The organism is Oceanisphaera pacifica, from assembly GCF_017498065.1.
Lineage (GTDB): Bacteria > Pseudomonadota > Gammaproteobacteria > Enterobacterales > Aeromonadaceae > Oceanimonas > Oceanimonas pacifica.
Genome location: NZ_JAGDFX010000011.1, coordinates 96,164 through 117,380 on the forward strand (window position 1 = coordinate 96,164; position 21,217 = coordinate 117,380).

The following is a 21,217-nucleotide window of genomic DNA, read 5'->3' on the forward strand; positions in this document are numbered from 1 at the left end:
ACAGCCATACGTTTACGCCTAACGCGATACGAGCAAGCCGTGTGTTCTTTAACGTACAGCGTAAGGCGTACCGCTTGTCTTTCAGCTTGGCGCTCGGTGCTATAGTTACTGACAGCTACCCAAAGGAGGACTGATGCCCTTTCATTAGCACCCCTCACCCCAAAACACACAAATAACGCAATACTATTGCACAAAATAAGTAAAACCCGCATAACAACGCAATCATTATTCTCAATAACTGCGGTATGCTATTACCTAACTTAGCCAAACCAATTTAACGCAATCTAAGGTGTCTGCCCATGAGCTTTAACCATCAAAAATATGTCGCATTTAAACCGGTTAGCAAAACTAATCGCCGCTGGCCAGACCGCGTCATCGAGCAGGCGCCTCAGTGGTGTGCAGTCGATCTGCGTGACGGTAACCAAGCGTTAATTAAGCCAATGAACGTGGATCAAAAACAGCGCTTGTTTGATTTGTTGGTTAAGCTGGGCTTTAAAGATATTGAAATTGGCTTTCCGGCTGCCAGCCAGCCCGACTTTGATTTTTGCCGCAAGTTGATTGAAGAAAAACGCATCCCCGACGATGTGCGTATTCAAGTATTAACCCAAGCTCGCCAAGAGTTGATCGCCCGCACTTTTGAAGCCCTAAAAGGTGCAAACAAAGCCATTGTGCATGTTTATAACTCCACCTCTACCGTACAGCGCGAGCAAGTATTTGGTTTAGACAAGGCCGGTATTGTTGATATTGCCGTAAATGGCGCGCGCTGGGTTAAAGAATATGCTGAACAAGCCCCCGAAACACAATGGGCGTTTCAGTACTCTCCCGAAAGCTTTACCGGCACCGAATTAGATTTTGCCGTAGAAGTGATTGATAGCGTCAACCAAGTGTGGCGACCCGACTTAGGGCAAGATGTAATCATCAACCTGCCAGCTACGGTTGAAATGTCGACCCCTAACGTATTTGCCGATCAAATAGAATGGGTGTGCGATCATGTTAATCACCGTGAGCACATTAGCATTAGTGTGCACACCCATAACGATCGCGGTTGTGGGGTGGCCGCAGCAGAGCTAGCCATTTTGGCCGGTGCCGACCGAGTAGAAGGCACCTTAATGGGTAATGGCGAGCGCACCGGTAACATGGACTTAATTACCATAGCCATGAACCTGTATTCTCAGGGTATTGATCCTAAGGTTGATTTATCTGGCATGGCAGAAATTGTAGAAACCGTGGAAGCCTGCACCGATATTAGCACCCACCCTCGCCACCCTTACGCCGGTGACTTAGTGTTTACCGCATTTTCGGGTAGCCACCAAGACGCCATTCGTAAATGCTTGGCACTGCGCAAGCCAGATGACATATGGAATGTGGCTTACTTACCGATAGATCCTGCCGACTTAGGCCGCCATTACGACGAAGTAGTGCGCATTAATAGCCAGTCTGGTAAAGGCGGCGTGGCGTATATATTAGAGCGTGATTACGACATTACATTGCCACGCTGGTTGCAGATTGAATTTAGTAAAGTGGTACAGGCAGAAGCCGAAACCAATGGCGGCGAAATTGATTCGTTAACCATTCACCGTTTATTTGAAGAAAAATACCTTAACGTACACTCAGACTGGGCCTTGGTGTCTTATGACTTGCACCGAGACGAAGCTGGCGTACACGCAGACGTGCGTTTTGGTTCGCCCACACAAGTGCAATTGAAAGGCCAAGGTTCGGGGGCGGTAGAAGCGGTAGCCGAAGCATTAACAGCCGAGTTTGGTATAGAGCTGGCTGTAGAAGCCTATGACGAATTCGCCCTAGGCGAAGGCACCAAAGCCAATGCTTTAGCCTGCATTCGCTTGCGCATCAACAATCAGCATTACAGTGCCGCGGCACTGGCAGAAGACACCACCTCTGCCACCCTACAAGCCTTGCTATCTGGCGTGGCCCAGCAAATAAGCCTAGATGCACAGCGCCAGCCTGCGCATGCTGCAGTTACTCAGTAAATAACCAAGCGGCGTACCAAAGCGGTACGCCCTTGTTATAAAAAGGGGTCGGAGTCATTTTGGCTATTCGCTATACTCCCCCTCGGCCTAAAAATGGGCACCATACTTAATTAGCTCTATAAAATCAGCATTTTACACCAACTCCGTTAAACCTTGCAGCCAAGCCCTTGTGTTAAATGACTCCGACCCTTTTTTATGTTTTATACACCAAAGTAGCGCATGTGTAGTGCTCGTACTTCTTCCATCAACTCAGGTACTGGGCCTATCACCTGCACTTCGGGGGCCACTTCGTTAATAGATAATGCCTTAACTGGCGAGGGGGCTAAATTCCACTCTTCACACCAAGCGGCAAACTGCTTACCCGAGCAAATATAAACTACTCGCCCCAAGCCCGCCCAGGCATGTGCTGCGGCACACATAGGGCAATGTTCACCCGAGGTATACATAGTCGCTTGTGCGCGCTCAGTTTCGCTTAAATGCTCAGCTGCCCACTGCGCCAGCGCCAACTCAGGGTGAAAAGTGGCATTGGTATGAATTTGATTATGATCTTCAGCCAACACAGCACCGTTGGCCGACACCAATACAGAGCCAAAGGGTTGGTCGCCTTCATTTAATGACTCTTCAGCCAACGCCACACAACGGCGCAAATGTCGCATATCTTGTTCAGTTAACGTCATTTCAACTCTCCTGCCTACCAAACGCGCATTAGCCTTAACCCTACCTAAATAGCAACGCCTTTGCCACATACAGAGCAGCGCCGAGCGCCTAGCACCAAGCTAAAAGAAAGCGGTACGTTTAGTGCGCTACGCCTTACGTTAAAGAAAAACACCGGTTTTTGCCCCTTCGGGGAGCTGTCAGCCGTAAGCTAGAAGCTGTCAGTTAAAGAAAAAACCAAAACGTCGGTCATTGCGAGGGACGAAGCAATCCATGGTAAAAGAGAGCAGAACGTCTAACGCTGTACGCCTTACGTTAAAAATAAAACAGGTTTGATTTTTCGTACCGCGCTCAGCGTAAAGCATATAGCTGCATGCTAGTGTTCAATATAATGTACAATGGTTATAATTATTCGACAAATGTAGGGTATTTTGTACATTATGGATTATTTAGAGCTAGGCCAAGCAATACGTGAATTACGCCAACAGAAAAAAATTTCGCAACAACAGATGGCTGAACACCTAGCGATGTCTCGCACCACAATCAATGCTTTTGAACTGGGCCGCTCAGGCGATGTCGGGCTGAAAAAAGTAATGAAAATGCTAGATTATTTAGGCTACGAAGTCGCAATTCGTGAAAAATCCCCTTTCCCTACTTTTGAGGAGATACGCGATGGCCGTTAATGAAAAGCCTTTATCTGTAATGGTGGCGGGACAAGCCGCCGGTGAGTTGTTTAACGAACAAAACGAATTTGTATTTCGCTATGCTCCTGATACAACACAACAAAATTTTGTCTCGTTAACGATGCCAGCGCGCAGTAGAGATTATTCACACTCTGCCTTACCCCCACTATTTGAGATGCATTTGCCCGAGGGATATTTGCTATCGGTGTTACAACGTCATTTTTCTAAGCTCAATGGCGCCGATGATCTAAGCTTGTTGAAGCTGTTAGCGCCTAGTGTGCGTGGGCGAGTTCATTATCAAACAAATATAGATGTCACTCAGCCCTTAGAGCTAACCGACTTACTATCGCCTACTGCGGGGTTATTCGACGAATTAGTTGCACGCTTTGCTTTGCACTCACCTGTGAGCGGTGTGCAGCCAAAGGTATTGGCGCAGATCCAAGATAAAGCCACCTTGCGCATGGAAGATTACATCGTTAAAGCTTGGGGACCAGACTACCCACAGTTAGCGCTCAACGAGTATTGGTGCATGCGGGTATTAAAAGCTGCGGGTATTACAGTGCCCGAGTTCTATTTATCTGACGATGACGCACTTTTTATCATGAAGCGCTTTGATTTTACATCATCAGGCCAATGGCTCGGTTTTGAAGACATGTGTGTGTTAGCAGCAAAAGGTCGCCAACAAAAGTACGAAGGCAGCTACGAACAGCTAGCTAAAAACATTGCCAACTTTGTCTCTCCTTCACATAAAGTCACAGCATTGCAGCAGTTTTTTAAGATGTTAGTGCTAAATAACCACTTACAAAATGGCGATGCTCATCTAAAAAATTTCGGCCTATTGTATGAAAACATTCATAATATATGGTTAGCTCCAGCTTTTGATGTAGTTAGCACTACGGCCTACATTAGAAACGATGTGTCTGCTTTAACTTTAATGGGCAGCCGTGAATGGTGGACACGTAAACATTTGTTAACTTTTGGTGTTCAACAGTGCGCACTAACTCAAGCACAGGCAAATGCTTTATATGACGAATGCGAGCTGGCAATGGAGCAAGTGGCAGTACAAATACAGCAGGCATTAGTCACAGAAAAAGCAGCTGATAAACAGCAGATACTTACACACTTGCTGTTATGTCTAAACCTTGCTAAATAATGATAGATGGACTGGAAAGACAAGAGCAGCCGTACGCTTTACAACGACCGTTGTACAAAAAATTAAACTGGTTTTTAACTTCCAGCCGTCATTGCGAGGTACGAAGCAATCCATGGTAAAAGAGAGCAGAACGTCTAACGCTGTACGCCTTACGTTAAAAATAAAACAGGTTTGATTTTTCGTACCGCGCTCAGCGTAAGCATATAGCTGCCTGTTAGATGGATTGCCGCGTCGCTGCGCTCCTCGCAAAGACTGATTGGGGTTGCCCTCCTCACCCCTTACGTTTCACCATTAGTTTTTAGTCTCATGTCTCCAGCTCGCCCCTTTCCTGCTGTCATTGCGAGGTACGAAGCAATCCAAGTCTTCGGTCTTATCTTTTGAACTTAATTAAACATTCAAAATTTAGCATTCAACATTGCTCTTAATCCTGGGCGCAGGGCGCTGTTCTCTAGCCGTCATCCTGAACTCGATTCAGGATCTCGATTTAGTCTTTAGGCCTTAAACATCAAAGCGAGATACCGGGGCGAGCCCGGTATGACGGCAAAGGGCCAAAGCAGCGTTTCGATTTAGTTTGGCGCTGCTCTTGCTGTCTTTGCGCTCTTAGCTTGGTGCTGGGCGCTGGGCGCTATGTTTTGCTCTTCTAAATCTAATTAAACATTCAAAATTTAGCATTCAACATTGCCTTCAGCCTGGTGTTAACTATATTGGACTCAAGAGAACCAACTTATTAAGCGCATTAGCCGCAGCGGGAGTAACGTATGGGCCAACAACAAATGACGATACTGCATCACGGTGCAGTGCAAAGCGTTACCGGCTCATGTCACGAGCTACAAGTTAACGGCTCAGGCATTCTAATAGACTGCGGCTTATTTCAAGGTAAAGAGCAACGCGACGATCTCGCCATCGACTTTGCCATCAGCCATATTAAAGCACTGGTGATCACCCATGTGCATATCGACCACATAGGTCGACTGCCTTACTTATTAATGGCTGGTTTTAAAGGCCCTATTTATTGCTCACAACCCACAGCATTGCTGTTGCCCGCCATGTTAGAAGACGCGCTAAAAATTGGCTTTACCCGCAATAAGAAGCTGATAAACAAAGTACTAAAGTTACTCAAATCACGTGTGCGCCCCCTGTCCTATAACGAATGGCAAGTCATTGCGAACACAGACATAAGCATACGCTTACAACGCGCCGGGCACATACTGGGCTCAGCCTATGTAGAATGTGTAACCCCTCATCAGCGCGTGGTGTTTAGTGGCGACTTAGGCGCGCCCCACTCGCCCTTGCTCATGGCCCCTGCTTCACCCAAGCAGTGTGACGTATTAGTACTCGAAAGCACCTATGGCGATAAGGTTCACGACAGCCGAGAAGACAGGCGACTGCGCTTAAAAGTGGCCATAGAGCATGCGCTGGCCGACGGCGGCACCTTATTAATTCCTGCATTTAGCTTGGGCCGCACCCAAGACTTATTGTATGAAATTGAAGGCTTAATCAATGAATTTGCCCAAGACTCCGCCGCCCCCGGCTTACCGTGGCAAGACTTAGAAGTAGTGGTAGACTCGCCGCTTGCCGCCAACTTTACCCGTTTATATCGCAAGCTAAAGCCCTATTGGAACACCGAAGCAAAGGCGCGATTACAAGCAGGCCGCCACCCGTTATCTTTTCAACAAGTGACTGTGGTTAACAGCCACCAAGATCACTTAAAAGCCGTGCAATACCTGGCCAACACCCACAACCCCTTTATTGTGTTGGCAGGCTCAGGCATGTGTACCGGCGGGCGCGTGGTCAACTACTTAAAAGCTTTACTCGAAGATAGCCGTAACGACGTATTATTTGTCGGCTATCAAGCCGAAGGCACACCCGGTCGAGATATTTTAAATTACGGCCCTCACTTCTCAGCACACCAAGTCTCAGCAAACCAGGTCTCAACAAACCAAGCAGCCCAACAAAAAGCAGGCTGGGTAGCACTCGACGGCACCCGATACACTATTAACGCCAAAGTACACCAAGTCAGCGGTTACTCAGCCCACGCAGGGCAAGACGACTTAATACGCTTTGCGACAGACATAACCCCAGCCCCTAAACAAATTCGCCTGATCCACGGCGAACACAACGCCAAAGTCACACTGCAACAAAAACTCACCGCCGCACTGCCTAATACCGAGGTGCTAATTCCTTAAAGCAAAGCCCAGCATCTTTAATCAATACCAAGATCGACAAGATCAAAGCAAGCCCACCATGAGTCTGGTAAAGTCTCTTACATTACTCACTGTTAAATATTCAATGTAACGCCAACTATGTCTGTCGACTACTACCAGCAACAAGCCGAGCCTTTCTACCGCAGCACCATAAATGTAGATATGACGCCGCTCTACCAACGCTTTTTGCCTTATATTACTGAGGGCGGCAGCATAGTTGATGCCGGTTGTGGGTCGGGGCGCGATAGTCTGTATTTTGCTAATCTTGGCTTTAAGGTCACCGCCTTTGATGCCAGCCCCGAATTAGTCAAACTTGCCCAGCAACATACCGGCTTGCCAGTGAGTGTAAACCGCTTCGAACAATTTATTGCCACCGAACCCGTCGATGCCATTTGGGCTTGTGCCTCTTTACTGCACGTTCCAAGAGCCGAGCTTAACCTCGTTCTAGCGCATTTAACCGCGCAGCTAAAAACAGCAGGCGTATTTTATTGCTCATTTAAGTACGGCCAAGATGATGTAAGCCGCGAAGGTCGTCATTTTACTAACCTAGATGAAGCAGGCTTCGGCGAGTTAATTAAAGATCTACCGTTAAGTGTCATTGAGCAATGGCAAACTGGCGACTTACGCCCAGGTCGCGAACACGAACGCTGGTTGAATGTCATCTGCAAGAAAGAAGTAAGGAAAGCATAACCATGAGTGCCCCACAGCTACTAACTGGCGGTAGCCTACAAGATCCCAGCTTCAATCAACCGCTATTAGATGTCTTAAAAGATGCCATCAATAACACCGACTCCGCCAGTCAGATCACCATTGCGGTGTCGTTTATTCGCCACAGCGGTTGGCGCTTATTGCATGACGCCTTATTTGAAGCCCTTGGCCGTGGGGTCGCACTCAATATTATTACCTCTGATTACTTAGACGTAACCGAGCCGGTGGCGCTGCGCGAAATGATGCAATTAGCTGAACGCGGAGCCAATATATACATTTATGAAAGTGCGCAAAATGCGGGTTTTCATCTTAAGTCATACCTATTTATTCAGCAGCACACAGATCAGCAATTAACAGGATTAGGTCTTGTGGGCTCCAGCAACATTTCTCGTGCAGCTCTCACGCAATCATTAGAATGGAACTGGCAACTAAAAGTTGATCATGACATTAGTAGCCCGGCGGCCGTCAGCCTACTGGCGCTGCAGGAAGAACTAAATAAACTCGCACAAGATCAGCGTTTAGTACCGCTAACTCATCACTGGATTGATGATTATCTAACGCGTTACCAACACAGTGCTCTAACGCAGCTGCGCGTGATCACAGGCGATACCGCCAGCGACGATGAAACATTGCGCGAAACTCCATTACCCAACGCCGTGCAAGAAGAAGCACTAAGTGCTTTACATCATACTCGCCAACTCGGTTTTAAACGCGGTTTAGTGGTGATGGCAACCGGCTTGGGGAAAACATGGTTGGCCGCCTTTGATGCTCGCCAGCTGCATGCTAAAAGACTACTATTTGTGGCCCACCGCGACGAGATTATTCGCCAAGCCCAAGCGACTTTTATTCGCATGAACCCCAAGGCACACACCGGGCTATATAACGGTCAACAGCAACAACAAGCCGATTGGTTGTTTGCATCAGTGCAAACCCTAGGCCGCAGTGAGCACTTGCAAAATTTTGCTCAAGACCACTTTGACTACATTATTATTGACGAATTTCACCACGCTACCGCTCCAACTTACCGCAAGTTATTGAATCACTTTCGTCCACAATTTTTGCTTGGCCTCACCGCTACACCAGACCGTACCGACCAAGCAGATATTCTCGCCTTGTGTGACGATAACCTAGTATTTGAGCGTGGCCTGCGTGATGCCATTGTTGATAAACATCTTGTGCCTTTTATCTACCAAGGTGTGTATGACGAGTTTATTAATTACGACGAGATCCCATGGCGCAATGGACGCTTTGATCCCGATGCACTCGATGCCGCTTTTGCCAGCCAAAAACGTGCTAAACATGCGCTAAATAAATGGCAAGCGTTCAAACAAAATCGCACTTTAGCGTTTTGTATTTCTACTCGCCACGCCGACTTTATGGCGCGTATTTTTAACGAAGCAGGCATTAATGCCGCCGCCGTATATGCAGGCTCAGTCAAGCCACGCAACCAAGCACTCAGTGAACTAGCTGAGGGCACATTAGAGGTGATTTTCTCGGTTGATTTGTTTAACGAGGGCACCGATTTACCAGCCATAGACACTCTATTGATGTTGCGCCCTACCGAATCTCGCATTGTGTTTTTGCAACAACTAGGGCGCGGTTTACGCTTGTGTGAAGGTAAAACACACCTGATAGTTGTAGATCTGGTTGGTAACCATAAAGCCTGCTTATTTAAGCCCGAGTTACTGCGTGAAATCACTCAAATAGAGTCCAGCGAGCAGAGCGCAACCACAGCGCGCTTACCCGAAGGTTGCTTTATTAATGTTGAGCCGCAGTTACTGCCATTAATGGACAAACTCCGTTACGGCGGCCGCGTTAAAATAGTGGATGATTATCGTCGCTTAAAAGATCAATTGGGCCAAAGGCCCACGGCCATTCAAGCATTTCAGGCAGGATTTGATTTTACTAAGCTGCGTAAACAACACAGCAGTTGGTTTGAGTTAGCATTCAGTGAAGGTGACTTGAGCGCATCTGAAATACGGGTGCTAGATAAGCTTAAAGACTTTTTACTAACCGGCATCGAAACCACCACGCTCACTAAAAGCTTTAAAATCATCTTGCTGCAAGCCCTGCTAGAACTAGATGGCTTACAAAAGCCACCTACGCTGCAAGCATTGGCCGAACAATCGCGCTATGTGCTAGAACGCCACCCCGATCTTCTCCAACTCGACTTAGCACCTAAGCAACAAGCCATGACAGCAAACTCAAAAGCTTGGCTAACATATTGGAAGAATAATCCGATAAAACATAGCAGTAACATCGGCAGCAACCGACAAGTGGCCGAAACTAGCCAAGATTACGACGTATCAGCCGTAGCCAAAAGCCAAGCTGCTAAATATTGGTTTAGTAGAGACAACGAGCGCTTCACACCCGACTTTATCTTTCCCGAACAGGAGTTGGAGACCCTGCATCAGATGATGCAGGAGCTCGTCGACTTAAGACTGGCGGAGTATAGGCGCAGGAAAAGGAAACTCAGTTAAGCCGATATATTGAGTGATAATTTTCCGTGTTCTTCCGTGGCAAAGTATCTTGTTGGGTAAAGGCATAAGGGATCGAAGCTAAATATTCATTAAGTTATCTTGCAGATCTTATCTCTATTTTTCTGCGAGTTTAGTCAATGAATTGGACCCTACAAAAACAAGAGGCGGTGTGGGTTTTGTAGGGCGACAATTTATTTAGAGCGGTTTGGGTGTTTGCCTTTAGCTTAAGGCTTACAGCTTTACTTTGCGCCAGCGGCGAAATGCGAGGGCAAGTGTGCGCCTACAACACCCAAAAAAACTTGTATATTCAGCCTCTATTTCGTCTTGCGCTTTATGCCGTTGTGCCAAGCTAGCGTCGGCTTCTTACTCTTTGTTGACGCATGGCTTTGCGTTCTTTTTTGCTGGGAAGGTGCTCTCGGGTGTCGAGTACACTTTTTAAATCTTGATAGGCTTTGCGCCATGCTGCGGTATCTTTAAAGCGAATATCGCCGGTGGGCAGTGCTTTGTCTAGCTCGGGTAGGGTTGAGGTTTCTGGGCATTTTAGCAGGGCTTTGCGCCGGTTCATTAAGCTACCGGTGTGCATAGCTTCTAACTCGGCTAAGGTTTTGGGTTCTATCTGGCTGGCTAAGCCTATTATTTTTTTAGGCTTTACTGCCTTTGTAAACTTTATTTTTTCAGCCATTACGCTCACTCACTCCTTTTGGATATCAGCTAACGAATACAGTGTAGCCCAACGGGGCTAACAAGCCTAATTTTGAAAAGTTATTGCTAAAAATTCTATATTTTTCAAACGTTTTTAAGCTATTTTTGTCTCTAGCTCGTCTTCATCGCCTTTTAGCACTAACACCGCGCAAGGCGCATTAATGGTCACATACTCTAAAGTGGCGCGGCGTAATGACCAACGGCTGCACGATCCGCGCGAGGTAAGCACCACTAAGTCTGATTTAAGTTGTGCCGCTAGGGCATTAAGCTGCTTGGCAGTTTCGCCAGTTAACACATGCAAGGTGGCACTCACATCTAGCGGCAGGTACTTGCGCATAAGCAGGTCTAGGTTATCGCGCACTTCATTTTCTTTGGCATCGGGCGCTTCTTCATTTACATGAGGAAAAAACGCGGTGCCACTGGGATTATAGACACTCACCAGGTGCAGCTCTCCCCCATCGGCCAGTAGCCTTGCCCCTTCTTGTAATGCTTGTTTAGCTTCATCTTCGTTAGTGGGATGAACAGCAATTAAGATGTTATTGAACATTTTTTGGCTCCTGTTGAGTACCCGCTGTGGCGTTTACTTTGTCAAACGCGCGCCCTTGTACCAATTCATTTACGCTATAGCCTAAGGAGTCTGCTTTTAAGGCGCGATATAAAGACACCGCCATAAACATTAATAGTAAGCAAAACGGCAACCCTAGGGCGGTGATCACGTTTTGTAGGGCTTCTAGCCCTCCAGCTAGCAACATAGTAGCGGCAATCACACCTTGGGCTGCGGCCCAAAATATGCGTTGCCTGACTAATGACGGCTGATCTTCTCGCCGAGTGAGCATGTCGATAACCAGTGAGGCTGAGTCTGATGAAGTGGTAAAAAATACGATAATAATGATAACGCTTAGCAAAGACGCAAGCTGAGTTAGCGGAAAAGCTTCTAAAAAGGCGAAAATGGCCACAGAGGGATCTTGTTGTACATGTTCGGCTAAGGCTATTTGACCGTCCATTTCTACGCTGATGGCCGATAAACCAAAAATACCAAACCAAACAAGAGTGAAAGCGGTGGGTGCAAATAAAACGCCGGTAATAAATTCACGAATGGTACGCCCGCGTGATATTCGGGCAATAAATATGCCCACGTACGGAGCCCAAGTAATGGTCCAAGCCCAGTAGAACAGTGTCCATTGGCGCTGCCAGTCTGATGCTTTAAAGGTGTCGGTCCAAAATGCCAGCCAAGGTAAGGCGCTAATATAACTGCCCACACTTTCTACCATCCCATTAGCAATAAACACGCTCGGTCCCACCACAAATACGGTAAGTAGCAATAAAATGGCTAGGCCAATATTAATTTGTGATAGCCGGCGCACCCCTTTATCTAAGCCAAAGGCGACCGATACTGCGGCAATACTGGTGATCACTGCAATTAGCACCACTTGTACCCAACCTGTGGTGGGCACGCCAAATAAATAAGATAGGCCACTGTTAAGCTGTAATGCGCCCAGCCCCAGTGAAGTGGCCACACCAAATAATGTGCCGAGCACGGCAATAACATCAACCGTCCAGCCAATGGGGCCATAGGTGCGCTTGCCCAAAATGGGATAAAACAAACTACTGATGCGCATCGGTAGTTGATGCCGATACGAGAAGTAAGCAATTGCTAAGCCGGGCATGGCAAAGATGGTCCAGGTGTGTAGGCCAAAGTGATATAGGGCTATGGTCATGGCATCGCTGGCGGCTTGTTCACTACCGGGTTCAACGTCGTTAAAGGGTGGTTTTACAAAGTGCGAGACCGGCTCTGCAACCCCCCAAAACATTAAAATGGTACCTATGCCGGCGGCAAAGAGCATGGTGAACCACGTTAAGGTGGAATAATCGGGTCGGGCATCGTCACTGCCAAGGCGGATTGAGCCATAGCGGCTCACGGCCAGCCAAAGTAAGAACACTAAGAGTGAGCTGACCGAGAAGATATAAAACCAACCCAAGTGATGTGCCACCCAGCCGGTTAATACTGCAAAAGCGCCAGCCACTTCTTGGTCAAAGGGAATAGCGAGTATGACAAAAAGTAAGGCGATGCCTGCTGAGGTAAAAAATACACCAGGTATGGTTTGCAGCCCCAAAACACGTTGTAGTCGTTCTAGCAAGAAAGCCTCCTATCGAGATACCCGCATTTTGAGCCATGCGCTATATAATTATTTACCTATTGGTGAACAGTCTGACATATATATTAGGGTTTGTTAAATGAGTAAGGGGTAGCTATCAGCGGTCAGCGGTCAGCGGTCAGCGGTCAGCGGTCAGCGGTCAGCGGTCAGCGGTCAGCGGTCAGCGGTCAGCGGTCAGCGGTCAGCGGTCAGCGGTCAGCGGTCAGCGGTCAGCGGTCAGCGGTCAGTAAAAAAACAAGAACAAACAAAAGCAAAACCTAAACCAGCGTAAAGCGTATCGCCGTCTGTTCGATGGATTGCCGCGTCGCTACGCTCCTCGCAATGACGGCAAAAACGAGATCCTGAATCAAGTTCAGGATGACGGCTAAAAAACAGCTGTAAGCTATGAGCTGTCAGCCGTCAGAACAAACAAAGGCAAAACCTAAACCGGCGTAAAGCGTATCGTCGTCTGTTCGATGGATTGCCGCGTCGCTACGCTCCTCGCAATGACGGCAAAAACGAGATCCTGAATCAAGTTCAGGATGACGGCTAAAAAAACAGCTGTAAGCTATGAGCCGTCAGCCGTCAGAACAAACAAAGGCAAAACCTAAACCGGCGTAAAGCGTATCGTCGTCTGTTCGATGGATTGCCGCGTCGCTACGCTCCTCGCAATGACGGCAAAAACGAGATCCTGAATCAAGTTCAGGATGACGGCTAAAAAAACAGCTGTAAGCTATGAGCCGTCAGCCGTCAGAACAAACAAAGGCAAAACCTAAACCGGCGTAAAGCGTATCGTCGTCTGTTCGATGGATTGCCGCGTCGCTACGCTCCTCGCAATGACGGCAAAAACGAGATCCTGAATCAAGTTCAGGATGACGGCTAAAAGACAGCTGTCTTTTAGCCGCTCTGTGTTCGGTTTGCTTTTTGTTTCTCTGACCGCTGACGGCTTAAAGCTGACAGCTATTTCTACGTTTATTCTTTTGCTAACCGAGCGTCGCGCTTGAGCTTGAATGGGGCAAAGATCAGTGCGAATACCAAGAACAAACCCAGGTAGCCAATTAAGGGGTAGAAGAAAGCGACCAGTTTGGTAAAGCCGGCAAAGCTTGCGATAAAGCCTATTACCAAGGTCGCTATACTAAAGCGATTGCCAGTGGGAGTACGCATGGTGACAAAGCGGGCCACAAAGGCGTAGAACATGCTGGCCCCGGTACTAAAAATCATACCAAACAGTACAAACGACATGGCGGTGGCCAATATGGGCGAGATGCCATCAATAATTTTGAGTAGCGGTAATGGATAGCCAACAATGTTGTCAATTTGCGAGAACATGGCTAAGTGGCTGATCATAATTAATACACCAATGGCCACACCGCCTAATAAGCCACCCCACTTGGCTACTTTTTCATTAATTTGGGCACCCCCCATCACCAATGACATGGCCGCCCCTACTGCAATATTAAACGACACATAGTTCACCGCAGATACAAACCAATGTGGCAAAGTAGACTTCACTCCTTCGGCAATAGGCGCTAACTCGGCAAAGGTACGCTCCATGGTCAGCAAGCTATAACCACAAATAAGTACCAGCGCTAAAATTAAAAAGGGAGTAATGCTGCCAATTAGTCCCACAACTTTATCGACCTTGAGCATTAAGGTCATGCCCATTAATAAGGTCATAATGATGCTGCCGACATAGGGCGGAAAGCCAAATTGCTGATCAAGAATAGAGCCTGCGCCCGCAATCATAACTACGCCTACGCCAAATAACGTAAAAATAATCACATAGTCGACCACAACTCCTAAATAGCGACCACTAATTTGATAAATGACGGTTTTATGGGATATTGCACGAGTACGACTGCCAAGCATGGTCAGCATCATGCCAAGGTAAGCGAATAACGCGGTGGCGACAATAGCTGCAGCCGTGCCTAAGTGCCCAAAGCTGGTAAAGTACTGTAAGACTTCTTGGCCAGAGGCAAAGCCTGCCCCTACAATGATGCCCACGAATGCGCTGGCAATCTGCAATATTTTCCACATAATCGTCTATTAACCCACCGAATAGCTTGGCAACTAAATACCAAAAGCACATTAAAACAAAAGATGCTGTTGCAGCACCGAAACTGCGCTCGACCTTAACAGAGTGCAACCGGAAGGCACATACCGCCTAAGGCTAATTTGTGATCGAGAGCACGGCTGGCCCCTTCGGGAGCTGTCAGCGATAAGCGGTCAGCGGCCAGTTGTTAGCTTCAGCCGTCATACCGGACTTGCTCCGGTATCTCGCTTTGTGTTTTAAGGCTTTAAAGACCCAAACCCTAAACCGAGATCCTGAATCTTCGTCATGCCGGGCCACGACCCGGTATCAGGATGACAGCAGGTTTCTTCGGGAGCTGTCAGTTAAAAAACAAGCGATACGTCTAACGTTAAGAGAAACACGGTTTTGCTTTTTCGTATAGCGTATAGCGTACGGCTGTATGTATGTAGTCGCGTGTTTTAGTTGCTAAATCCGGCGTTAATCAGACTATGGGGTCGGTAGCTGCTTATTTGTTGCCAACGCTGCCATACAGAGTCGTCTATGGTGACGCCTACCGAAAGATTGCCGGCAGTGTCTGTGTATAAAGGTCGGTGATAACGACCATCACCGGAGTGAAACCAGTGCCGATAGCGAGCATACCAGCCCAATAAAAAGGCTTGATAAGAATCGGTGGGGGCAGTTAACCACCCCTGCTCGGCTGGGATTGTTGGGGTAAGTAACAAACCGGCATTGCTGGCTTGTTGTTGCATCCATGCCAGCGGCAAGTCGGCTAAGGGGTCGTGTGGGTAACCTCCGCCCACATTAGCATGGGCACCAATAAACCAGCGCTGCTCTACTACTATTTGTGCCGGCTTTTTTTGGCCATTATGGTTGGTCCAAGGCACAGCTTGATAAACGGCTCTGTGCTCATCTAATGCTATGGCTTGGTAAGCGCGCTCGACTATTTTTGATAACTGAGTGTCGTGCCAAGAATAGGTGCCTCGCTCCGAGAGCAGAGTGCCAGGGATCCCTAAGGCTCCAACGGTGTCCCATACTCCCAGCAGATGTATTTTTATTTCTTGGCTGTATTGGCGCCTAAATTGTTGGCATATTTCGCCATCGGGGGCGGCACTTTTGTTGCGGTATAACCGCTCTGCTGCGCTGAGCTGGCTGGGGGTGACTATGTGTAATAGTCCGCACTTTCGGATCATGCCCACCATGCTACGGGCCGTATAAGCGCCACGACTAAAGCCAAATATCCAGACTTGATCGCCAGGGCGATAATGTTGTACAAGCCAGCTGTACCCAGCTTGCAGGTTTTTACTTAATCCCACACCAAACATGCCGCCTGTAAATCGAGTTGTGGCGCTGGTTCCTACACCTGGGCTATAAAAAAAACGTTGTCGGCATTCACCATCAAAGGGCGCTATGCTACGCGCTAGCTTAGCCACATTAGTGTTGTCTTGTGGATCGTTCCAAGTACCATCAAATAACACTATTAGTCGCTGGGGGTGATAAGACATAAGCGTGCTCCCTAACGCAAACATTCCCTATAGCTTAGGTTAAAAACACAAGGTGCAAAAATAAGCGTAGGGGATCTTTCATTTATCAATGGGGCGTTTAAAAAGATGCAGAGCATAACTCAACAGCAGCAATTAGATGGTTTATTGGCTGAGCATTCGGCTGTATTAGTGTTATATGGCGGAGCAAACTGTGGCGTATGTCAGGCCCTTAAACCGCAATTATTACACTTATTAACCGAGCAACTTCCTCGTGTAAAAGCCGTGTATGTCGACTGTCAGCAAGGCGGTGCCAGCTTGTGTGCTCAAGAGCGTATTATGGCGCTACCTGTGGTGCATATTTGGTTTGAAGGGCGCCGATTTGCTGAGTTTTTTAAGGTGTTTTCGCTGGCACATGTCAGTGCCGCCCTCACCCGCCCTTATCAATTATTGTTTGAGAATGATTAAACAACGCTATCAAGCCTTTAAGCAGCTGATAAGTAAACTAACGGCCTTAACGATTTAGAGAAAAAACACCGTGCAGGAGAAGACATTACTGCCGCCGATGTGGGCTGGGCTTCATTAGATTTGCTTATTTTTGCAGGGGCGGCAAAAGTCATGTCGGACTTGCTCCGGTATCTCGCTTTGTGTTTTAAGGCTTTAAAGACCCAACCCCTAAACCGAGATCCTGAAACGAGTTCAGGATGACGGCTGGCCCCTTCGGGGAGCTGTAAGCGATATGCCTTACGCTGTACGCTTTACGTTAAGAAAACATCGGTTTTGCTTTTTCGTATAGCGTTCAGCGTAAGACGTACGGCTTTCTTTAAGCCGCTTGGCGGGACTGTTTAAAACATTCTTGCTCCGCAAGGCCCACAGCTGAAGCGTGGGACTACAGAAAACACGCTCGGCACTGGTTTAGGTTTTGCCTTTGTTTATTCTGACAGCTTACGGCTTATCGCTGACAGCTCCCGAAGGGTTGGCGTACGGCTGTTTATTAAAATCAATCTAGGGTTTGTACACCGCCGCCGTTAACAAACAACACTTGGCCGCTCACCCACTTGGAGATAGGAGAGGCAAAGTACAATACCGCACCGGCTATGTCTTCTGGCTCGCCTAAGCGCTTAATGGGTGTATGTTCCAGCATGGTCGATTCAATTTCGGGGGTTAAAACGGAGGCCAAGGCATCGGTACGCACCGCCCCGGGCCCTACCGCATTCACACGAATACCGGCAGGACCATAGTCGAATGCCAAGTTTGCCGTCATGTGGTTAATGGCCGCTTTAGAGGAAGCATAAGCACTAATGGCAGGGCTTTTATTAATCGAGCTCATCGACGACATATTGACAATAGAGCCATAGCCGGCGGTTTCCATGTGGGGGGCGCACAGCTGGGCTAAACGCCAGTTGCTGAATACGTTGAGCTGAAAGGTGTGGGCAAATTGCTCTACCGTTAACGTAGCTGGATTTTCACGCCCGGCTCCGCCGCCGCCCACGTTATTGACCAAAATATTAATTTGACCAAACTCGGTCAAAGTCGCATCCACTAATCCGGTTAAATCGCCGTCTTCTAACACATTGCATGCCATGGCTTTGGCCTTGCCACCAGACTGGCGAATAAGCTCGGCGGTTTCTTCTGCGGCATCTAAGTCAAAGTCGGCAATCACCACACTGGCACCATGGGCGGCCAGCATTTGGCTGCAACCTTTACCAATGCCTTTAGCACCACCGGTAATAATGGCGACTTTACCGTTCAGATCAAACAAGCTTGCTGTGTCCATAATGTCATCCTTTGAAGCGATAAAAAGAGCGGTTTTTGCCACGGAATACACGGGCGAAGAGAGATAAGTTTAAAAAAAGAGCATTCTTTTTGTAAGGCCTTACTTATAACCGATAAGTATTCGCTCTTAGTCTTAACCTTAATTTTTCCGCAGGTTCCGTGGATTCCGTTGCAAAACCGGTAGTTTTTAGTCGTGAGTTGTCTTAATTAAATAGTCGGCTACGGCTTGGTAGGCGGGTAGCGAGCTTGGGTCGTTAGCACCGTTGGCGGCAACCGGATGTGAGGCAAAGCGCACGAGTACCATTTCTGCCGTCGGATCAATGTAAATGGTTTGGCCATGTACACCACGGGCGGCAAAGGCGCCGTTATCGTTATGGGTCACCCACCACATATTGCGATAAGACCAACCGGTTAGCTTGTCGTATCCGGCTTTGGCAAAGTTGGCAGGGTCGCCGCCTTGCTGAATATCTTTTACAGCGGCGGCAGGAATAATTTGCTCGCCCAGCCACTGCCCTTGGTTGCGAATTAACTCACCCAAACGGGCCATATCGCGCAGGCCAGCACTTAAACCGCCACCAGCAAACGGAACTCCTAGCTCATCAACCTGATAATAGGCATCTTGCTCCATACCAATACGACGCCAAATTTTATCGGATAATAAGTCCGCTACCGACTTACCGGTAACCCGCGAAATAACCCAGCCCAGCGCATCGCTGTTAATGGTTTTATAACCAAAAGCATCACCATGTTCGCCCTGCTTTTTCACTTGCATTAGGTACTCAAAATACCCAACTGGCCCAGTGTAATCGGCAGCTTTTGGAAGCGGATTGCCTGCTGCAGAATACTCCCACACTTCAGCATTCGGATCGGCATAGCTTTCGCTGTATTTTAGGCCGGTAGTCATGTCCATCACTTGGCGCACTGTGGCATCACCAAAGGCAGAGTCTTTAAGTTCGGGAACGTACTCTCCTACTTTTTTGCTGGGATCAAGCCTGCCTTCTGCCACCAAAATAGCCGCTAAGGTGCCGGTGAATGACTTAGTGACCGACATAGCCGCATGCTTTTTATCTTTTGCTAAGGCGCCAAAGTAATTTTCATACACCACTTCGCCTTTATGCATGATCAAGATGCCATCGGTGTAGTTTTTATGAAGTGAGTCGGCAAAGCTCATTGGCTGCTGGCTATTCCAAGGCGTAAATTGCAGTTCAGCAATGGCTGCGTCTAAGTTTTGAGGCAAGGGCTCGGGCGAACCTATGCCCCGCGACACTTCAACGGTGGGCATAAATTGGCGCATGTGGCTAACGCTATAGCGCAGTGCCGGAAAGGTAAAAAATGAGCCATCACCGGCTTTTACACGTTTATCGGGTGCCGGTGGAAAACCCTGCATCCAGCCCATGTTATTAGGATCACTTTCTTGTGCTGAGAGTTGCACGGGCGTTTGAGTGGGTGGGTCACCTGGGGTGGCGCCAGCATAAGAAAAGCTGCTTACTGTGACCAAAGGTAAGCTAAATAACAGAGCTAGCTGAGATCTGCCATGTTTGCGCTTGCTGCTTGAATAAAGAGAGTCACTCATTATTTACCGCTCCTGTTTAACGCAAATGTTACATGAATGTTATATCCGCTAACTATCGAGTCTAGTGCCTTTTGTCAGAAGAACATAGACCGATGCTAAATGGTTACGCTGAGTGTTGTCGTCTTGAGTTTAAGCTACACCATTTATCCGAAATATAAAAAAAGCTCCTACCCAAAATGGGCAGGAGCTTTAGTTATTGCTTAGTTAGTTAAGCAGCGCTTAATGCGCCTTGCGCTATCCACCCAGTGTAACTGATATAAATGAAAAGTAACAGGGCACCACCGTAGCGACTAATGCGGGCTGGGCGACCTTTAAAGCCATAGCCCAATAGAAACAGCAATAAGGTTAAGCCGATCATCACCACAAAGTCGCGGCTAATCACCTCACTGGCCACGCTCATGGGGCTAATTGCCCCCGCCAAGCCCACCACAGCTAGGGTATTAAATAAGTTAGAGCCAATTACGTTACCTATGGCTAAATCGTGTTCATTTTTACGAATTGCCGCCAAGGATGAAGCTAATTCTGGCAGTGAGGTGCCAATGGCGACAATGGTTAACCCAATAACCAAATCACTTACGCCAAAGGCTTGTGCCACATCAATCGCTCCCCACACCAGTAAACGTGAGCTGGCCACTAATAATAATAAACCAACGATTAACCAAAACAGGGCCATTTTTAGGCTCATGGGATTATCACCTAGCTCGACTGCTGCATCGGCACTCATGCTGTCGGTGTTACCTTTCATGCCTTGCCTAATGCTCCAACCCATTAACAGCACAAACACCACTAACAGCACAATGGCATCAAGGCGCGAGATACTGCCATTCCACAACAGCGCCAGCGATAATAAAGTAATTAGAAGTAAGATAGGCAGCTCTTTGCGCAACACTTGTGAGTGCACGGCAATAGGGCTAATAAGAGCTGTGGTACCCAAAATAAGGCCAATATTGGCGATATTTGAACCATAGCCATTACCTAGCGCCAACCCTGGGTTACCTTGCCAAGCAGAAATAACCGACACCACAATTTCGGGGGCAGAGGTACCAAAACCAACAATCACCATACCAATCAATAAAGGTGGCATACCGGCAAAACGGGCGGTGGCCGATGCCCCATCAACAAAACGATCGGCACTCCATACCAATAACGCCAGTCCTAATACGATGGCGGCAATAGACAATAACATAGGGAAATCCTTGCTTAATTAATGTTAGCGGTGCTTATACTGAGTGGGACAATAGCCTCGAGTAACGTTATCCCCTCGTAATTTAAGGTGTTTAGTTGTTCGCCCAGTGACGCGTTTTCGCCACAGTTTAAAGCTGTTCGGCTTTAATCGGCTACGCATAAATTTAATAAGAGCCGTTTCATTTAAACCAAATTGCAGCTTTATGGCTTCAAAGGGGCTTCTGTCTTCCCAAGACATTTCAATCACTCGTGATTCACTTTCTTGAGACAGCTTCATCAATCAAACTCGCAATTTATTAATATGGAGACATACCCAATTAAAACCCAAAAGGGTCTGCTGGAACGGCCACAAAGATTAACATATTCAAGCCTGTTACAGCTGCACTTATTATCGGCAAAACGTAAACTTGATTGAGCTCGCATAAGTTGCATCAAGTTAGCCTGTTTGTAACTTTTTTGTTACTTT

Annotated in this window: 18 protein-coding genes; 8 read left to right on the forward strand and 10 right to left on the reverse strand. The window is 47.7% G+C overall.

Annotation, left to right across the window (positions count from 1 at the left end):
- The first annotated feature begins 299 nt into the window (after nucleotides 1-299).
- A complete protein-coding gene (gene leuA / locus J3U76_RS10505) occupies nucleotides 300-1,988 on the forward strand; it encodes a 2-isopropylmalate synthase (RefSeq protein ID WP_208005918.1) in 1,689 nt (562 codons plus the stop codon).
- Nucleotides 1,989-2,188: 200 nt separating this feature from the next.
- On the opposite strand, the gene J3U76_RS10510 is transcribed toward leuA, so the two are convergent.
- Entirely contained in the window at nucleotides 2,189-2,665 is a 477-nt protein-coding gene (locus J3U76_RS10510; protein ID WP_208005919.1) for a nucleoside deaminase, read from the reverse strand.
- Nucleotides 2,666-3,082: 417 nt separating this feature from the next.
- Here J3U76_RS10510 and J3U76_RS10515 point away from each other — a divergent pair, with 417 nt between their 5' ends.
- The 5 genes from J3U76_RS10515 (at nucleotide 3,083) to J3U76_RS10535 (ending at nucleotide 9,870) form a co-directional block, all read left to right on the forward strand.
- The gene (locus J3U76_RS10515; protein ID WP_208005920.1) at nucleotides 3,083-3,325 is read left to right on the forward strand and encodes a helix-turn-helix domain-containing protein; all 243 of its coding nucleotides are present in this window, start codon (nucleotides 3,083-3,085) and stop codon (nucleotides 3,323-3,325) included.
- The gene (locus tag J3U76_RS10520) at nucleotides 3,315-4,478 is read left to right on the forward strand and encodes a type II toxin-antitoxin system HipA family toxin (RefSeq protein ID WP_208005921.1); all 1,164 of its coding nucleotides are present in this window, start codon (nucleotides 3,315-3,317) and stop codon (nucleotides 4,476-4,478) included. The genes J3U76_RS10515 and J3U76_RS10520 overlap by 11 nt, the downstream gene beginning before the upstream one ends.
- A 758-nt stretch (nucleotides 4,479-5,236) precedes the next feature.
- Nucleotides 5,237-6,664 carry an MBL fold metallo-hydrolase RNA specificity domain-containing protein gene (locus tag J3U76_RS10525; protein ID WP_208005922.1) on the forward strand — a complete coding sequence of 476 codons (1,428 nt, stop codon included), beginning with the start codon at nucleotides 5,237-5,239 and terminating at the stop codon, nucleotides 6,662-6,664.
- A 117-nt stretch (nucleotides 6,665-6,781) separates the two neighbouring features.
- Nucleotides 6,782-7,372 carry a class I SAM-dependent methyltransferase gene (locus J3U76_RS10530; protein ID WP_208005923.1) on the forward strand — a complete coding sequence of 197 codons (591 nt, stop codon included), beginning with the start codon at nucleotides 6,782-6,784 and terminating at the stop codon, nucleotides 7,370-7,372.
- A gap of 2 nt (nucleotides 7,373-7,374) precedes the next feature.
- The gene (locus tag J3U76_RS10535; protein ID WP_208005924.1) at nucleotides 7,375-9,870 is read left to right on the forward strand and encodes a DEAD/DEAH box helicase family protein; all 2,496 of its coding nucleotides are present in this window, start codon (nucleotides 7,375-7,377) and stop codon (nucleotides 9,868-9,870) included.
- Nucleotides 9,871-10,219: 349 nt separating this feature from the next.
- Here J3U76_RS10535 and J3U76_RS10540 read toward each other — a convergent pair whose 3' ends face one another.
- The 3 genes from J3U76_RS10540 to J3U76_RS10550 all read right to left on the reverse strand — a co-directional run bounded on the left by J3U76_RS10540 (nucleotide 10,220) and on the right by J3U76_RS10550 (nucleotide 12,710).
- On the reverse strand, nucleotides 10,220-10,552 hold the full coding sequence (locus J3U76_RS10540; RefSeq protein ID WP_208005925.1) for a hypothetical protein: 333 nt from the start codon (nucleotides 10,550-10,552) through the stop codon (nucleotides 10,220-10,222).
- A gap of 114 nt (nucleotides 10,553-10,666) precedes the next feature.
- A complete protein-coding gene (locus tag J3U76_RS10545) occupies nucleotides 10,667-11,119 on the reverse strand; it encodes a universal stress protein (protein ID WP_208005926.1) in 453 nt (150 codons plus the stop codon).
- On the reverse strand, nucleotides 11,109-12,710 hold the full coding sequence (locus J3U76_RS10550) for a BCCT family transporter (RefSeq protein WP_208005927.1): 1,602 nt from the start codon (nucleotides 12,708-12,710) through the stop codon (nucleotides 11,109-11,111). The genes J3U76_RS10545 and J3U76_RS10550 overlap by 11 nt, the downstream gene beginning before the upstream one ends.
- Before the next feature lie 114 nt (nucleotides 12,711-12,824).
- On the opposite strand from J3U76_RS10550, the gene J3U76_RS14725 reads away from it, so the two are divergent.
- Nucleotides 12,825-12,989, forward strand: a complete 165-nt coding sequence (locus tag J3U76_RS14725; RefSeq protein WP_424022308.1) for a hypothetical protein — start codon at nucleotides 12,825-12,827, stop codon at nucleotides 12,987-12,989.
- A 690-nt stretch (nucleotides 12,990-13,679) separates the two neighbouring features.
- On the opposite strand, the gene J3U76_RS10555 is transcribed toward J3U76_RS14725, so the two are convergent.
- The gene (locus J3U76_RS10555) at nucleotides 13,680-14,744 is read right to left on the reverse strand and encodes a YkvI family membrane protein (protein ID WP_208005928.1); all 1,065 of its coding nucleotides are present in this window, start codon (nucleotides 14,742-14,744) and stop codon (nucleotides 13,680-13,682) included.
- Nucleotides 14,745-15,197: 453 nt separating this feature from the next.
- Nucleotides 15,198-16,241, reverse strand: coding sequence for a DUF2235 domain-containing protein (locus tag J3U76_RS10560; protein ID WP_208005929.1), 1,044 nt, complete (start codon nucleotides 16,239-16,241; stop codon nucleotides 15,198-15,200).
- Nucleotides 16,242-16,346: 105 nt separating this feature from the next.
- Here J3U76_RS10560 and J3U76_RS10565 point away from each other — a divergent pair, with 105 nt between their 5' ends.
- A complete protein-coding gene (locus J3U76_RS10565; RefSeq protein ID WP_208005930.1) occupies nucleotides 16,347-16,685 on the forward strand; it encodes a thioredoxin family protein in 339 nt (112 codons plus the stop codon).
- 532 nt (nucleotides 16,686-17,217) lie between these two features.
- Here the strand turns inward: J3U76_RS10565 and J3U76_RS10570 are convergent.
- From J3U76_RS10570 to J3U76_RS10585, 4 genes are all read right to left on the reverse strand, one after another.
- Nucleotides 17,218-17,994, reverse strand: coding sequence for a glucose 1-dehydrogenase (locus J3U76_RS10570; RefSeq protein ID WP_208005931.1), 777 nt, complete (start codon nucleotides 17,992-17,994; stop codon nucleotides 17,218-17,220).
- A gap of 186 nt (nucleotides 17,995-18,180) precedes the next feature.
- Nucleotides 18,181-19,566 carry a serine hydrolase domain-containing protein gene (locus J3U76_RS10575; RefSeq protein ID WP_243454199.1) on the reverse strand — a complete coding sequence of 462 codons (1,386 nt, stop codon included), beginning with the start codon at nucleotides 19,564-19,566 and terminating at the stop codon, nucleotides 18,181-18,183.
- A 208-nt stretch (nucleotides 19,567-19,774) separates the two neighbouring features.
- Nucleotides 19,775-20,752, reverse strand: a complete 978-nt coding sequence (locus J3U76_RS10580; RefSeq protein ID WP_208005932.1) for a calcium/sodium antiporter — start codon at nucleotides 20,750-20,752, stop codon at nucleotides 19,775-19,777.
- A gap of 24 nt (nucleotides 20,753-20,776) precedes the next feature.
- Nucleotides 20,777-21,028, reverse strand: coding sequence for a TIGR03643 family protein (locus tag J3U76_RS10585; RefSeq protein ID WP_208005933.1), 252 nt, complete (start codon nucleotides 21,026-21,028; stop codon nucleotides 20,777-20,779).
- Nucleotides 21,029-21,217: the final 189 nt, after the last annotated feature.